This is a genomic window from Pseudomonas sp. GW822-FHT02G04, from assembly GCF_058802085.1.
The window spans coordinates 22978-38363 of record NZ_JBXANU010000009.1 but is presented as its reverse complement, the minus strand read 5'-3'; the positions used below and the strand labels follow the sequence as shown (position 1 = coordinate 38363).

Here is a 15386-nt window from a genome sequence, read left to right as displayed (position 1 = left end):
GCCCGGGTTCCTCCCCATGGCGGGCAAGCGCTTATCGGAATGCTGCAATTATATAGACGATTTAGCGATCCCCCCCTAATAAAAGAGCACGACTTTTTATAACAGGGGCACTGGAAGTGGTGTCCGTTATAATTCGTCAGACACCCACAAAGATTAAGGTACTAGTATAAAAACCGGACACTGAGACAACCGTATCAGCTGACTGAAAACAACATTTGGATGGCCAGCCATAGCCCGCGTTATTCCCTTCCAATAATAAAAATAACTTCTGACCGAACTGCGCTCGCTCAGCCTTTGCGCGCGGCTGCCATTTATTAACCGTCGACTGATACACAACGTGGCGCACGCCCGAGGGACACCGCGATGGTACATAATCGTATTAATCGGAACAGCATATCCAAAGGACTGACCTTCTGGGGGCAATGGATAATTGCCATCACTTCGGTCAATGCGTTGTTATTTGCTCTGGCGTTGTACCAGACAGGAGAAATCGAAGCTCATTATCGCGTGCTTGCAGTGCTGACTTTTCTGGGCTCGGTCCCTTCTTACTCCCTGCTGCTGGTCTATCACAAGCAACATGGATACCTCTCCGGGCTGGGTCGACTGCTGCTGGGGTGGCTGCTGCTGCTGGCCGGGATGACCAGCATTGGCTTTCTCAGCAAGACCAGCGAATTGTTCTCCCGGGAAATCATCATGGTCTGGGCTGTGGCAGGTTATTGCGTGCAGGCATTGCTGTACCTGCCTCTGCACAGTTTTTCCAGGCACTACCACCGGCAACTGCACAGCCAATACAACACCCTGATCATCGGCACCGACCAATTGGCGGTGAATCTGGCGGACAAACTGGCCAAAACCGAGTTTCCACCGTTGGTCGGCCTGATCAGCTCAAAACCCAACGAGCTGTCGACCAACGTCAATACCCACCGGATCGTGGGCCAGCTGCAGGAACTGCGCGAGCTGATCCGGGTGCACGATGTCCGGCGGTTGTACATCGCGCTGCCCTTGAGCGAAGCCAAACAGGTCGAAGCACTGTATATCGACCTTCTCGATTCGAATGTGGATGTGGTCTGGGTTCCCGACCTGGGCAGCATGACCTTGCTCAATCACTCCGTCAGCGAGCTGGATGGCCTGCCCGCCATCCACCTCAATGAAAGCCCGCTGACCAGTTACCCGACGGCAGCACTGAGCAAGACCCTGCTGGACAGAGGTCTCGCCGCCCTGGCGCTGATCGCCTTCAGTCCGCTGCTTCTGCTGATTGCCGTAGCGGTGAAGATTTCTTCCCCAGGCCCGATCATCTTCAAACAGGAGCGTCACGGCTGGAATGGCAAGATCATCAAGGTCTGGAAGTTCCGCTCCATGCGCCTGCACGACGACCATCAAGTCCGCCAGGCCGGCCGTGAAGACCCACGCATTACCCCGGTTGGCCGTTTCATTCGACGCACGTCCATCGATGAACTGCCGCAGTTCTTCAACGTACTGCAAGGCCATATGGCGCTGGTCGGGCCGCGGCCGCATGCGATTGCCCATAACGACTACTACACCGGCAAGATCCAGGCCTACATGGCCCGTCATCGAATCAAACCGGGCATCACCGGGCTGGCCCAGATCAGTGGCTGCCGTGGCGAAACCGAGACCCTCGACAAGATGCAAAAGCGCGTGGAGATCGACCTCAACTACATCAACAACTGGTCGTTGTGGCTCGACATCAAGATCCTGATCAAGACGCCCTTCACGCTTTTTTCCAAGGACATCTATTAATCGCTGCGATTCGCCCCCCGCCTGTTCTTCAGCTTGTGGCTAACAGAGCCGCAGTCCGGGCAGTCAGATCTCTGACTGCCCGATCCTCTCTCCCCGCCTCACCCCATTCGCCCTCTGTTTTGTAGCAGCTGCCGACGGCTGCGTTCGCCTGTAGCAGCTGCCGAGCCTGCGAGGCTGCGTTCGTCTGCGCAGCAGTCGTGAATCCGGCTGACGTGATTTGCCTGATGCACCGCAAGTTCTGGTTTGACGACTGCTGCGCAGCCGAACGCAGCCTCGCAGGCTCGACAGCTGCTACAGATTGCATTACGGAACATATGCCGGATGGAGTGGCAAGAGAGGTGTTGCTGGAGGGGGATATAGCGAGGATCAACGGTTACAACAGGCCGACGAACTGCCAGGCGCCTAACGTCTTTTCAGCGTACCCAGTACCTTGAAATCAATAACCCCATCAACACGCCGATACTATTTGCCAGCATGTCGTAGGGCGAAGCCGTGCGCAGCGGCATCAAACCTTGCGCAAGCTCAATGAGTACACCGGTGAGCAAACACCCCAAGGCTGTCCAGACAAACTTCACATTGGGGAAAGCCAGACGGCAACTGCACGCAAACACCAGAAAGCGTATCCAGTGCTGCGTTCGACTGCGCAGCAGTCGTCCAGCCAGAACTTGCGGTGCATCAGGTAGATCGCGTCAGCCGGATTCACGACTGCTGCGCAGCCGAACGCAGCCTCGCAGGCTCGGCAGCTGCTACAGATTGCATTACGGAACATATGCCGGATGGAGTGGCAAGAGAGGTGTTGCTGGAGGGGGATATAGCGAGGATCAACGGTTACAACATGCCGACGAACTGCCAGGTGCCTAACGTCTTTTCAGCGTACCCAGTACCTTGAAATCAATAACCCCATCAACACGCCGATACTATTTGCCAGCATGTCGTAGGGCGAAGCCGTGCGCAGCGGCATCAAACCTTGCGCAAGCTCAATGAGTACGCCGGTGAGCAAACACCCCAAGGCTGTCCAGACGAACTTCACATTGGGGAAAGCCAGACGGCAACTGCATGCAAACACCAGAAAGCCTATCCAGTGATGGATCTTGTCCTCTTCGGCGAAAAACTCGGGGATTGGCTGAGAGCGCAATCCCGCGAACAGCAGAATCGCCGTCACCAAGGCAAAGGCCAGGCCCCTGAGCCAGAACGGCAATTCGATCAAGCCTTTGAGCCATGTGATCATTCGGTAATTTTCTCGAAGTTGTTGTAGAACAGGCTGCTGTCACGCCCGTCGGTCATGGTCTGCAATGAGTAGGCACGGTTCAGGCGCGCACCACCATCGCGAGTCAGTGGTGCCCAGACGATATTGGCCCGGCGCATGGTGGAGGTACTCATCATCTCGTCGAAAGGGATGGAAATGTAGATGCCTTTGTCAAAGCTGCCCTCGCCATATTCCGCCTTCGACGCAGTGGTCAGGGTGACCCAGCCGCCAAACTTCACGCCGTTCTTGAACTCCCGCGACAAGTCGACGGTGGTGCCCCAGTCCCGTGCCAGATAACGCCCGACGCTGACCGCTGCAAGCATGTCATTGGGCAATTCAGTATAGCTGGTGACATGACCCGTTATGGTCTGGTAATCGCGCAGGCCAAAGCCCTGATCAAAATCCCGCTGGCGCACAAAATTCAGATCGGCGCCCAATGACCAGCGCTTCCCCGTGCGTCGATACAGCACTTCGCTGCCGACCCCGGCATACATGGATTCCAGATAGCCGCCATAGACCATGCCATACCAGTCCCGATCCAGCTGCGCCGCGTGATTGAACTGGAACGTCGGCATCGTCACATCGGAGGTGGTCAGGTATTGACGCAAATCGGTGCGCACTCGCGGCAACCCGCTCGGTGCGTCGTAGGTGAACTTGTCGTAGTTGTTCAGCAGGTTGGCGCTGAGCAGACCGCTCCACCAGGTGTTGCGGGTAAAACGGTACTCCGCGTCGGCATCGGCAGTGAACTGATAGAGCAAACCGTCGGGGCCGCCGATGTTCTGTTTGTAGCCCAGGCCCAAACCATAGCTGAATGGCTCCAGCGCCTGGGTATAGAGCGTGGTTTCCCGGTGTGCAGTCGCCGGATTGACCTCGGTCGTACGGTGCAGATCCTTCAGCGGTTGGTCGTTGTTCACCACCGCGCGGAAGGTTTCCCGCGGCACGCTGGTTTCTTCGATAGACATGTCATAACGCTGGTTCACCAGGGTGAACCAATCGATGTCCTGATTGACGCTGTTATCAAGAATCCGGCTGGCTCGCCCGACGGCCTTGGCCGAATAAAAATAGCGAGATTGCTCGCCATACACCATCAACTCCGAACCGCGTTGGGTGATCCGTTTGACCTTGTAGCCGGCATTTTGCTGCAGCCGGTTGGAGACATCGGCCCAGTTGACTTGATCGGGCGGAGTCGAAGGTGCCTGCGCGGGTAGCCGTTCGGCGGGAGGATCATAGGTCTTGGCCGGTGCCTTGCGGCTGACAAAGTTGGTGTGCAGGGTGATGCCGAACATCGCCGTATTGCCACGCTCCCAACCGGCGCTCAGGTCGACGCTGTCGGCCAGCTTATAGACCACACCGAAGTTGATCGGCAGGTCTTGCTTGAGCGGGTTGTTCAATGGCTCATTCTTGTAATCGTTGCCCTCGTACTCAATCTTCAGGCTCAGTGGCTCCCAGGGCGTCTGATAGGCAATCCCGCCAAACAACGAAGGGTGGCCCCTGAAGTAAGCGTTGGTGTTCACGTCCCCTGCCCTGGCCACAGCCGCCGTGCTCTGCGGCCGGTCATTGAATTGGCTGCCCAACACCGATAGCGGGTTACTGAAATCCCCACGATTACCCAGATAACCCCAAGCAATGCCGAGGCTGAAATCCAAGTCGCCATAACGCTTGTTGGCGACGAAATATTCGCTGGAAAACAGCCCGGTACCGCCGATGTCCCGGGCGCCGATAGCGACTTGCGGCGCCCAGTGAGTTTCTTCCCAAAGCCGCGCTTTCAAGTCGATGGCCTTGTCTTTAAAGCTCTGGTTGCCGCTAAAATCCTCGGGGCCGTAATTGCGGTTGGTGATCGCAGTGTAACGAAACGAGCCCTCCAGCCAATCAAGCGGCTGCAAGGAAAAACTGTAGCGCGAGTAAGGATCGGTACGACTGGCCGTGGCGCTCAACTCCCCCGCGGGCGCCATGCGCGCGGTAGGGGTCTGTAACAGACCGACGCCACCAAAATCACTCTGGGTGTAGCGCGGCTCACCGTGAGCCAATCCGCAGGGCAGGAGCAATGCAGCAGCAAAACGTAACTTCAACGGGCACTTCAAGGGGCCACCTCAGCCAGCGGTTGAGTGGCGAGAAACTCGGCCAGTTGTTGATTGAGCTCAGGGGTCGGCGTCTCGAGATCGTCGCTCCTGATCGGCACCACGATCTTGCTGCCGGGCGCCACAACGATGCCGTCCTCACGATTCCATGCCGCCACGCCCACGCGCCGAACCTGGCCGTCGGGCTGGATCAGCCACAAATAATCACCCTCGGCGTCGCCAAGAATGGCGCAGTCACGGGCATAGGCACGCACTTCCTGCAGGGCTCGGTAAGGCACCTGACAGGGCTGCGCGACCGCCCCGAAAACGTCCACGGTGGACGGCCGCTGGGGGTAAATCAGATGATCGCCATCATCCAGCAGCGCGTTGCGGGCGAACCCCGTTTCCACAGCGATCGGATCGAGCACCGCGACCTGACGTCCGGTGACCGGCAGTTGCGCGACCTGCTCATATAGGCGCGCACTCAATTCTGCTCGTGTGTTTTTGCCATCGAGCAAGGCCCCCCGTTGCAGCAGTTTCAGATCGAACAGGACACCCGCCTTCAACCGCGTCTGCTTGTCCACTAATGAACGGTGCAGCCACGCCGCGCCCAGCCAGTAACTTTCGGCATTGGGTTGGGCGTTACGAATGACATCCAGCAAGCGCGCACCGGGCTTGATTTCGAATTGGCCGGGGCTGCGCACGTCACCGCTGACCGTGACGGCCGCCAGGCCCACGCCCGGGCCGATCAACAGCAGGCCAAGCAAGAAAAGGTTTGAACACTTCACCGGGCAGCTCCCCGATCACGGCGTACCTGCACGATTTTCAGAAACAGTTGCGGCGTCAGATGCTGCTCGCTGCGCAGGATGAAACCGTCCTGGGGGTCGACCCAATAGCGGTTGGTGGCGCGGAAATTCAGGGTGGGTGCATCCACCTGCTCGTCGATGCGCAGCAAGGCGTAATCCTTGTCCAGAATACTGATGGTCTCGATACCGCGAGGGCTGAAACGGCTGTTGACCGCGATACCGATTCGGTTGCCGTTATAGATGTCGATCCAACGCGTGCTGGTATAGCCATCGGGCAAATGCTGAAGGCCGCGCTTGAAGGGCGATTCTTCATTGAAGCGAGTGCCATCCAGGGAAACGCCCAGCCCGACAGTACGCACCACCAGGCCGTCGCGCATCATCAGCACTTGCTTGCCAGAAGCGACCCAGAATTGCAGGTCGCCCCGCCGACGAGCCATGGCCATCACGCCCTCACTGGAGGGGGTGGTGACCAGAATCTGCGGATACGGCACGGCGTCGACCTGAGCACGGGTCAAATTGATGGAGGCAGGCCCCGCGACGGATGTCTCAAGGGTGTCCCAGGAGGCCTTCATCAACGGGTTACACCCGCACAACAAGAGCGCCATCGTCAGACCGGCGCAGGTAGGCAAAGTTTTCACGGCGGGATTGAGCCTTATCTGCTGTTGGCTTCGCTGAGATCGTTAAGTGAGCTGGCACCGGTCCCCAGGATAGTGGCCGTAGGCAGAAGCTGGCTGATCAGACGGTTCCAGCGCGTCACGCCGGCCGGGCCGACATAGACGATGTCTTGCGGTTGCAAATCGAAACGGGTGGCCAGTACCAGGGCCGAAGGGGATTCGGCATCGAGCTGGAACACCTTGGCCGGTTCGGTTTCCAGGTGGTCGGCGCCACGAATCACGTACACCGCATTGCCGTTGGAGGTGGTCTGGTTCAAGCCCCCCACTGTGCCCAGCGCATCGGTCAGGTTGATCGATTTGCCTTTGAAGCTCAGCGCGCGAGGCGCGTTGACCTCACCCATGACATAGATCCGCTTTTGGTCGTTATAGGGCAAGTACAGCCGGTCACCGCCCTTGAGGTAAACGCCTTGCAGCTGTGAGTCCTGGCGATTGAGGGTGTCCAGATCCAGCTTGTATTCGCGCCCGTCCCGGGTCAGCGTCAGGCCTGACAGGTCTGCGTTCGAGGGGTCCACACCGGCCGCGCCAACGGCCTCCACCACGCTCAGCGGCGTGGTAGTGATCGGCTGCTGCCCAGCTTTGAGCACCGCACCGGAAATCACCACGGTCTGGCTGGCGAAGCGCAATACGCTGACGTCGACCTGGGGGCTTTCGACAAATTGCGACAAGCGCTCGGCAATAAAGGCTCGCAACTCTTCGATGGTTTTACCGGCGGCCGGGATATTACCGATGTAGGGATAAAACAACGTGCCGTCCGGACGAACCAGACGCCCGTTGGCATCGATTTGCTGTTGCGGCCCCGAAGGCGCCGTCAACTCGGGGTGATCCCAGACCGTGATAAATAGCAGGTCGTTGGCACCCACGCGATAACCGCCTGGAACGTAGGACAACAACGCTGGGGGAACGGATTCGCGAACTTGCGTGGCCGCATCCATGGCAATCAGTTTAGGCGTGATGGGAATAAGCTCCACCCGGCTACTTTCCGGAGAGCCGTCACTGACCATTTGACTGGTGTCCATATGTTGACCAGGCGAAAACATACAGCCGTGCAAGCTGATACTTGCCAGCATAACAACAGATAATCTACGGATCATAAGGGCACTACGCTAGTCGAGGGCAAATCTAAAACAAGATCACCCAGAAAGCTCTGAGTGATCTTGAACAACATACTTCTTTGGGTTTAGTTGGTACCCGTCGTACCGGTTGTGCCACCCGTTCCAGAGGTACCGCCATTGGAACTGCCTCCAGAGTTTGAAGCGGCCGCCGCAGCGCCGACAATGGCCGCGCCAATCACCACGGTTTCGGCGACCGTCACTCCCCCGACCAGCGGGGTATTCATGGACAATGGCTCGCTCACTTCTTCGCTAGCCGTTTCGCTTGTCGTTTTGCTCGGCGGTTCATCCGCCGCCAACGTTGCAGTGCTCATGACAGCCAGCAAGCCGGCCGTAAGTAGTTTCTTCATATCAGACTCCTTCTCGACATCAACTCTGCATTAGATTTGATACTAAGGGACCGGGAATTGAACAGCAGGTGAATGAACTGACACCCGTAAATTTAACGAGACAGTTCATGCACATTGCCTCCTTTGGAGAATGTCATTTATAGGGAGTGCATGCCATACGCCAAACCTCATCACGTCATGGACAAAAGCGCTTGCACCGGGCAGGACTTATTGACGGAAAAAGGTGATTTTCCAAGATGTTTGCGACATGACAAGGCATTTTCGGCACAAACTCCCGATTGAAAATCACTCACTCCTCGCGCCTATTGTTATTATTAGTCAGGATTTTCCCGGTGTCTTGTCCCGCAAGGTTCTATTGTGACTGAACATTCAAGCCTAAATAACATCAGGTCATAAATAGTTAATGTTAACTATAGACCATTATTAACCCGTCATTCCCCGTTCAACACCGCGCGCAAGCGTGGGTTGCGCAAGTCCTTTTCCGAGAGTTGAGGCGATTCAATGGGCCAGGTAATGCCCAGGTCCGGGTCATTCCAGAGCAGCCCACCCTCATCCTCGGGGAAATACAAATCGGTGCATTTGTATTGAAAATCGGCGGTATCGCTGAGCACGCAGAAGCCGTGGGCATAACCCGGCGGCACCCATAGCTGCAGATGGTTGTCGGCGGTCAACTTGACCCCTACATGTTCACCGCAAGTGGCCGATTCGGGATTGATGTCCACCACCACGTCGTACACCGCACCTTGAGTAACCCGCACCAACTTGCCCTGGGGGCGGGTCCGCTGGAAGTGCAAACCACGCAGTACGCCATACTGCGAGCGTGAGTGATTGTCCTGGACGAAAGGCAACTCGATGCCGGCATCGCGATAACGCTGTTCGTGATAACTCTCGAGAAAGAACCCACGGGCATCGCCAAACACCTTGGGCTCGATAATCAGTACGCCGGGCAACCGGGTGTTGATGACATTCATTTCGAAGGCTCCATCGTCAGTACGCGCGCCAGATATTGTCCGTAACCGGTTTTATGTAACGCGGTGGCTTGTTTATCCAGTTCCGCAGCTGACAACCAACCCTGGTGATAGGCCACTTCTTCAAGGCAGGCCACTTTCAAGCCCTGCCGCGCTTCGATGGTCTGGACGAAATGCCCGGCCTCCATCAACGAATCATGGGTGCCGGTGTCCAGCCAGGCAAAACCACGCCCCAGCACGCTGACGTGCAGATCCCCGCGTTGTAGATAAGCGTTGTTCACGTCAGTGATTTCGAGCTCGCCGCGTACCGACGGTTTGACTTGCTTGGCAATGCTCACCACGTCTTTGTCGTAGAAATACAAACCAGTGACAGCATGGTCGGACTTCGGATGTGCAGGCTTCTCCTCGATCGAGATCGCCTTGCCGCTCTCGTCGAACTCGACAACGCCAAAACGCTCCGGGTCGCTGACCCGGTAACCAAAGACGGTGGCACCGGTTTGTCGTTGAGACGCTTCGCGCAACAAGGCGCTGAAGCCATAACCGTAGAAGATGTTGTCGCCCAGGATCAGCGCCACATTGCTGTCGCCGATGAACTCCTCGCCGATCAGAAAGGCTTGCGCCAGACCATCAGGAGAAGGTTGCTCGGCATAGCTGAGTTCAATGCCGAAAGAAGAACCGTCACCCAGCAAATTCTGGAAGTTGGGCAAGTCCTGCGGCGTGGAAATAATCAATACCTCGCGAATGCCCGCCAGCATTAATACCGACAGCGGATAATAAATCATTGGCTTGTCGTAGACCGGCAGCAGCTGTTTGGACACACCACGGGTAATGGGATGCAAGCGGGTGCCGGAGCCTCCCGCCAGAATGATACCTTTCATAGGGGATTCCCTTCGAAGTTAAATAGAGGCAGGTTTTGAATGTTTCAGCCAACGTGGCCAAGACGCTCGGACCGGTATTGGCCGTTGAGTATCCGTTGCCACCAACCTTGATGGTCCAGATACCACTGAACCGTTTTGCGTATACCGCTTTCAAAGGTTTCCTGTGGTCGCCAACCAAGTTCACGCTCGATCTTGCCTGCATCGATGGCGTAACGACGATCATGCCCAGGGCGGTCGGTGACGAAGGTGATCAGCTCCTTGTAAGAGCCCTGCCCTTCATCGCGGGGGCGCAACTCATCGAGCAGCTCACAGATGGTTTCCACCACTTGCAGGTTGCGCTTCTCGTTGTGCCCGCCGATGTTGTAGGTTTCGCCCACGATACCGCGCGACACTACTTCGAACAGCGCTCGGGCATGGTCCTCGACAAACAGCCAGTCGCGGATCTGCGAGCCATCGCCATACACCGGCAACGGCTTGCCGTGGATGGCATTGAGAATCACATGAGGGATCAACTTCTCGGGGAAGTGGAAGGGCCCGTAGTTGTTCGAGCAGTTGGTGACCAGCACCGGCAGGCCATACGTGCGGTGCCAAGCGCGCACCAGATGGTCGGAGCCGGCCTTGGACGCCGAGTACGGCGAGCTCGGCTCGTAGGGCGTAGTCTCGGTGAACAGGTCGTCGGTGCCTTCCAGATCGCCATAAACTTCATCGGTGGAGATATGGTGGAAGCGAAAGCCCTGTTTCTGCTCCGCAGCCAGCCCTGACCAGTAGCGGCGGCTGGCCTCCAGCATGCTGTAGGTGCCGACGATGTTGGTCTGGATGAAATCCGACGGGCTATCGATGGAACGGTCCACATGGGACTCGGCCGCCAGGTGCATCACAGCATCGGGCCGGAAACGCGCGAACAGCTCGTGCAGCGCCGCCGTGTCGCAGATATCCACCTGCTGGAATTCATACCGGGGGCTGCCAACCACCGACGCCAGGGACTCGGTATTGCCGGCGTAGGTGAGCTTGTCGATATTGAGCACGCTTACATCGGTGTTGTCGATCAGATGGCGAACGACGGCGGAGCCGATAAAACCAGCACCGCCGGTGACGATAATACGTTGGGTCACTTGCTGTACTCCTTGGGATACCACTGGATCAGTAATTTTTCGTACTGGGAAAGGATGTTTTCCCAAGTGAACTTTTCGTTGAAACGGCGGGTACTTTCAGCCTTCATCGCCGCGATCAAATGGTTGTGGTCGTCGCGCAGGTATTTCTCGAACAACTTCGCACAGTCGTGCTCGTCGTCGAAGTACACCGCTGCATCACCGGCAACCCAACGATTGAAATGGTTGTTATGGGCAATCACCGAGCAGCCGGCGCCCAATGCCTCCACCAGCGAAGGGTTGGTGCCTCCTACTTGATGGCCATGAATGTAAAAGCGGCTGAAAAACCGCAGCGCCCGAACCACCGCAGCCTCATAGATCGCGCCGGGGAAGATCACTTCCTCGCCTGCCGCGTCCATCACCCGCTTGTGGTACTCGTTCTTCTCTGGCGTGAAGTTACCCAGCACCACCAACTTATGGTTACGGCGCTTGCTGCTGAAAGCCTTGACGACCTGCAGAAAGGAGTTCTCCGGCTCCGGCCGGGCGATAACCACCGAAAAACCATGGGGCTCCAGGTCATAAGCGGCCAGGGCGGCCGGGTCTGCCTCGTTCACCCGATCCCCGCCATAAGGGATCATGGTGATCTTCGAATCATTGACCCGGGTGGCCAGGTGATCCTTGATTTTCGGGTGGTCGGCCACCAGGTGGTTACCGACCCAGCACCCTGCCCGCTCATTTAGCCAAAACCAGGTTTTGGCAATCAAACCCCACTTTTCGCGCTTCCATTCGATGCCATCCATATTGATGACATTTGTTTGACCCTTCATGCGTTGAAGAATATTGAAGACAGCTGTGTTGTAACCGAGGGTCAAAAAAAGACCATCCTGGCCCAATGCGTGGATAGTGGCTTTCCAGTCGAAGATCATGGTTCCAGCGACCCCCGTATTGGCGGACGGGATATGTACTCGTTTAACGCCACGCCATTCGGTAGTGGAGATCCCACCTGTGCCTTCTTCTTGGCAATAAACGACGACCTTCCAACCGTTATTAGTTAAGTAAAGTGCGAGTTTCTCTGCGAAGGTTTCGAATCCACCATGCTGGGCTGGAATACCTCGTATACCCAATATATGAATTTGTTTATTACCCCCCATACACCCCCCAAAATTATCGACATAAACAACAAACCTTCATTTTAAAAAATTTCTTTTTATCGCATCCAAATATCTAAACCTATACTTCTTCGTTGGCTCTATATACGAACCCTCACCATACTCATTCCAACAACATATAATCACAGTATTGTGAGTTTTCTCTTTATTGGAGCGAGCAGTAGTTATAGCTTCATGCATATGATGATCAAATTCTTCTGGCGTACTGATAGAACTATCGTGTAAAGGATCAATACTCCCACCCCACGGTCTTCGATCCCAGCCGGAGGTAGCTGGCACAAGGTACGGCAGCGGCGAATTGTTAATCATCCAACTCCAATTTTCCTGATAAGCATCAGACAACTCAGCATAAGAGCGAGACTGCTTATATAAATTCTGCCTTAACGCAGGAGCAGATTGGTAGTTATAAGCAGTTAGTGCATCATAAGTTGCATCAGGTAATATTTTCTTAACAACGTTATCAATCGGCGCCGTATTGGATATAAAATATATGCCCTTAAAGCCTTCATTTCTTGCTTGTTGCCGAGCTCGGGCCAACAAGCTTTTGGTAGTCTCTCCAAATTGTTTTGCATGTTTTTCAAGAGACTCTGGTGAAAAAATTACTACGACCGGTTCATCATTGATTTTCTTATAATTACTGTTGACGAAATAGTTTTTTAGCCAATATGCAACAACCTCATCAAACTGCCTTAAACTTGATGGTGTATCAGTGTGGTTTGCCCATAAGATCGCAAAATCAATGCCTGTTGTTTTGCTGTGCTCTATAAATGAATCAATGGCATGATTTAGAGTCACCCCATATTTCGGGACCCAATACCAGTCATAGACTACGAAATCAATGTGATTGTCTTTCATCCACATCAACTGCTTAGAAGTCACATTTTTCGATCCATCCTTATACCAGCCAAGCAATGGTTCTTTATCAGGGAACCTTTTTATTAAATCCCATGGCGGACGCTTGATCAATGGAGCCTCTTGCTTCCAACCTGGAAAATAATACACGCCTATACTGGTAACATCTTCACCAAAGCAACTGTTGAGCAAAATAAAAAAGATCACGACAGCGCGAAAAAACTGTTTCGCAAAAAAACTAACAGCCCTTGCACCAAATCTTTTCACAGGCTAACTCTCCACAGTCTTCCGGTCTTCCAACCTTCCGAAAACAAAGGACAATAGCAGAGCTACATTTCGATCTAGTTTATGCATACTAATACCAGAGAAAAAACATCTCGATAAACCTAAAACAACTGAACCACTTCTCAACTCAACAATTAAAGATAACAATTTCTGCTGAGAAGGTATTACTCTCCAACCGTAACACTCATTAAAACTAGCAGCCTGCAATACAACCCTGTTTAGATATTTTTGAGCTTTTAACCAAGGCTTTTGATTATATAGAAGTCGTAGATAATGCCGAAAGCCGGAGTCTTTGGCACCTAGACAATTACCTCCATGCTGGCGATAAAGAATAGTAGGCTTATCCAAATAAGTGATTTTACCTAAACTAGATGCGACCAACGCCAGCCACCAGTCGTGCATCATTATGTTATTCGGTGTAGCAGATGCGGATAGTTTACTTTCTTCAAGTAGTTTTCTATTCGCCGCAATCGTGCACCCAACAACGACGTTCTGAATTAGTAGTTTTGAGAAATTGACTCCTTTTATAGGATCAAATCTACTTTTGTCCATAAAAGAGCTTGATATTTCCCGCAAACGCTCGTCCACGACCTTTAGATCAGTGAATACCAAATGTGGCCCATCATAGGACTTAAGAATTTTTATGCTGTCACAAACCTTATTCGGCAACCAAACATCATCTTGATCGCAAAACATAAAATATTCTGTTTCAACACAAGCCAAAAGTTTAATAAATGACCCGGCTGGGCCTTGATTTCCATAATCATCAGCAATTATCTGCACCCGTGCATCTTTTGCCGAATAAGATTTCACAATTTCAAGCGTGCTATCAGAAGAACCATCATCCCTTACAAGCAACACCCAATCTTGGTATCGTTGTTGAACAATAGAATCTATCTGCTCTCTTAAATACTTCTCACCGTTATATGTTGAAAGCAGAATAGTCACAGAACCACTTGAATTAGCCATCTCGTCGCCCCTTACTAAAAAATTATGAACCTTTGTTTTTTTGAAAGACTTCAAGTTTAGTTAGAAGCGCAAAATATACATATGCCAACGTAAACACCTCAAAGGTGCTTAATACAGCACAAAATATTAAAAACCCAAACAACGATATTGAAAGACCGTCCGACACACTGCTATACGGCGACTCCAACTTAGCCGTAAGCTTTCTTGCCTTCCGATAATAAGCTACCACTATACAAACAAAAAATATAAACGCAGGCAATCCGGAATCAGCTGCAATTGTTAGATAGTAGTTATCAACTGACTTTTCACCCGTTGTGACATTTGAACTTGCAACATGATCCACAGCCAACCCAGGCCCCCATCCTACCAGTGGATGCTTCTCAAATGTATCCAGCCCAAGATTAAACTGATCAATTCTTGCTTGAGTGCTCATTGATTCAGAATTACTTTGCCCTTCAAGTGCAAGACTCGCAAAATTATATGCGACTGGAATACCCGCAAACAAAACAGCAATCATAAAAAACGATCTAACAATGGGCATTATCTTTCGTTGATTTTTTAGGTCCCGGATCAATTTAAACAGAAACATAAGCCCAAGCTGAAGTACAAAAATAAGGACTCCAGCTCTCGACCCAGTAGAAATCAGCGTATATATCCCAAGCAACAAAACCGTGACGGAAGCAAGTTTTATATGCCTACTGATTTTTGTTTTTAAAAACAAAATCGCTATTGGAATAGTTAATATCAAGTACTCAGCCAATACTAACGGATGCAAGAAACCAGCCTGAGCCCTGTAAGTCCCCCTAATTTTTTCCGTTAACGCCGATGCAACATACCCCGTTTCCATTGCGCTTCTAGGAACCAAACTATAAAACATATTAGCTTTAATTAAAGACTCAACAACCCCAATCACAGAAACTATGACCGCACCATATAACACAAACTTAAGCGCCTCAATTATCTTCTGCTTACTTGTCACCAACAAAATAGTTATTACAAAAAAAGAATACTGTAAGAGAACATCTAAAGCAGCAATAAAAACTGAATATATAGGATCTTCCGAAAAAACAGATGATATTAATCGCCACAAAAAAAATGAACTTACAAGAACTACCGAGCGGGAGCTTTCGCGAAAACTTCTATACGCGATCGTCATATTTTTTGGCGAAGCCAATAT

At 53.0% G+C, this 15386-nt stretch carries 14 protein-coding genes and 1 pseudogene; 1 reads left to right on the top strand and 14 read right to left on the bottom strand.

Annotated elements, in window-relative coordinates; all coding sequences use genetic code 11:
* Positions 1-363: 363 nt before the first annotated feature.
* Positions 364-1758, top strand: a complete 1395-nt coding sequence (locus tag AC1RO5_RS13930; RefSeq protein WP_493175559.1) for an undecaprenyl-phosphate glucose phosphotransferase — start codon at positions 364-366, stop codon at positions 1756-1758.
* A gap of 413 nt (positions 1759-2171) precedes the next feature.
* Here AC1RO5_RS13930 and AC1RO5_RS13925 read toward each other — a convergent pair.
* The 14 genes and pseudogenes from AC1RO5_RS13925 to AC1RO5_RS13860 form a co-directional block, all read right to left on the bottom strand.
* Positions 2172-2396, bottom strand: a pseudogene (locus AC1RO5_RS13925) (VanZ family protein); the annotation flags it as partial.
* Between the two features lie 230 nt (positions 2397-2626).
* Positions 2627-2986, bottom strand: coding sequence for a VanZ family protein (locus AC1RO5_RS13920; protein WP_493175557.1), 360 nt, complete (start codon positions 2984-2986; stop codon positions 2627-2629).
* On the bottom strand, positions 2983-5073 hold the full coding sequence (locus AC1RO5_RS13915; RefSeq protein ID WP_493175555.1) for a YjbH domain-containing protein: 2091 nt from the start codon (positions 5071-5073) through the stop codon (positions 2983-2985). The genes AC1RO5_RS13920 and AC1RO5_RS13915 overlap by 4 nt, the downstream gene beginning before the upstream one ends.
* 8 nt (positions 5074-5081) lie before the next feature.
* Positions 5082-5849: a capsule biosynthesis GfcC family protein gene (locus AC1RO5_RS13910; protein ID WP_493175553.1), complete on the bottom strand. Its 768-nt coding sequence runs from the start codon at positions 5847-5849 to the stop codon at positions 5082-5084.
* On the bottom strand, positions 5846-6505 hold the full coding sequence (locus AC1RO5_RS13905) for a YjbF family lipoprotein (protein ID WP_493175551.1): 660 nt from the start codon (positions 6503-6505) through the stop codon (positions 5846-5848). Before AC1RO5_RS13905 ends, AC1RO5_RS13910 begins: the two co-directional genes overlap by 4 nt.
* A 14-nt stretch (positions 6506-6519) precedes the next feature.
* Positions 6520-7632, bottom strand: coding sequence for a polysaccharide biosynthesis/export family protein (locus AC1RO5_RS13900; protein WP_493175549.1), 1113 nt, complete (start codon positions 7630-7632; stop codon positions 6520-6522).
* 86 nt (positions 7633-7718) lie between these two features.
* Positions 7719-8000 (bottom strand): hypothetical protein, encoded by a 282-nt coding sequence (locus tag AC1RO5_RS13895; protein WP_493175547.1) that lies wholly within the window; start codon positions 7998-8000, stop codon positions 7719-7721.
* 431 nt (positions 8001-8431) lie between these two features.
* On the bottom strand, positions 8432-8971 hold the full coding sequence (rfbC, locus tag AC1RO5_RS13890) for a dTDP-4-dehydrorhamnose 3,5-epimerase (protein ID WP_018928272.1): 540 nt from the start codon (positions 8969-8971) through the stop codon (positions 8432-8434).
* The gene (gene rfbA / locus AC1RO5_RS13885) at positions 8968-9846 is read right to left on the bottom strand and encodes a glucose-1-phosphate thymidylyltransferase RfbA (RefSeq protein ID WP_493175545.1); all 879 of its coding nucleotides are present in this window, start codon (positions 9844-9846) and stop codon (positions 8968-8970) included. Before rfbA ends, rfbC begins: the two co-directional genes overlap by 4 nt.
* 44 nt (positions 9847-9890) lie before the next feature.
* A complete protein-coding gene (rfbB, locus tag AC1RO5_RS13880; RefSeq protein WP_493175544.1) occupies positions 9891-10958 on the bottom strand; it encodes a dTDP-glucose 4,6-dehydratase in 1068 nt (355 codons plus the stop codon).
* The gene (locus AC1RO5_RS13875; protein ID WP_493175542.1) at positions 10955-12085 is read right to left on the bottom strand and encodes a DUF1972 domain-containing protein; all 1131 of its coding nucleotides are present in this window, start codon (positions 12083-12085) and stop codon (positions 10955-10957) included. Before AC1RO5_RS13875 ends, rfbB begins: the two co-directional genes overlap by 4 nt.
* 36 nt (positions 12086-12121) lie before the next feature.
* Complete coding sequence (locus AC1RO5_RS13870) at positions 12122-13222, bottom strand: glycoside hydrolase family 99-like domain-containing protein (protein WP_493175540.1); 1101 nt, start codon at positions 13220-13222, stop codon at positions 12122-12124.
* Between the two features lie 3 nt (positions 13223-13225).
* Positions 13226-14209, bottom strand: a complete 984-nt coding sequence (locus tag AC1RO5_RS13865) for a glycosyltransferase family 2 protein (protein WP_493175538.1) — start codon at positions 14207-14209, stop codon at positions 13226-13228.
* Between the two features lie 22 nt (positions 14210-14231).
* Positions 14232-15383, bottom strand: a complete 1152-nt coding sequence (locus AC1RO5_RS13860; protein ID WP_493175537.1) for an O-antigen ligase family protein — start codon at positions 15381-15383, stop codon at positions 14232-14234.
* Positions 15384-15386 lie beyond the last annotated feature (3 nt).

Excerpts from the sequence above, each read along its gene's own strand:
- rfbA (WP_493175545.1), bottom strand. The coding sequence starts at position 9,846 with ATGAAAGGTATCATTCTGGCGGGAGGCTCCGGCACCCGCTTGCATCCC.
- AC1RO5_RS13865 (WP_493175538.1), bottom strand. The coding sequence starts at position 14,209 with ATGGCTAATTCAAGTGGTTCTGTGACTATTCTGCTTTCAACATATAAC.
- AC1RO5_RS13895 (WP_493175547.1), bottom strand. The coding sequence starts at position 8,000 with ATGAAGAAACTACTTACGGCCGGCTTGCTGGCTGTCATGAGCACTGCA.
- AC1RO5_RS13930 (WP_493175559.1), top strand. The coding sequence starts at position 364 with ATGGTACATAATCGTATTAATCGGAACAGCATATCCAAAGGACTGACC.
- AC1RO5_RS13920 (WP_493175557.1), bottom strand. The coding sequence starts at position 2,986 with ATGATCACATGGCTCAAAGGCTTGATCGAATTGCCGTTCTGGCTCAGG.
- AC1RO5_RS13875 (WP_493175542.1), bottom strand. The coding sequence starts at position 12,085 with ATGGGGGGTAATAAACAAATTCATATATTGGGTATACGAGGTATTCCA.
- AC1RO5_RS13900 (WP_493175549.1), bottom strand. The coding sequence starts at position 7,632 with ATGATCCGTAGATTATCTGTTGTTATGCTGGCAAGTATCAGCTTGCAC.
- rfbC (WP_018928272.1), bottom strand. The coding sequence starts at position 8,971 with ATGAATGTCATCAACACCCGGTTGCCCGGCGTACTGATTATCGAGCCC.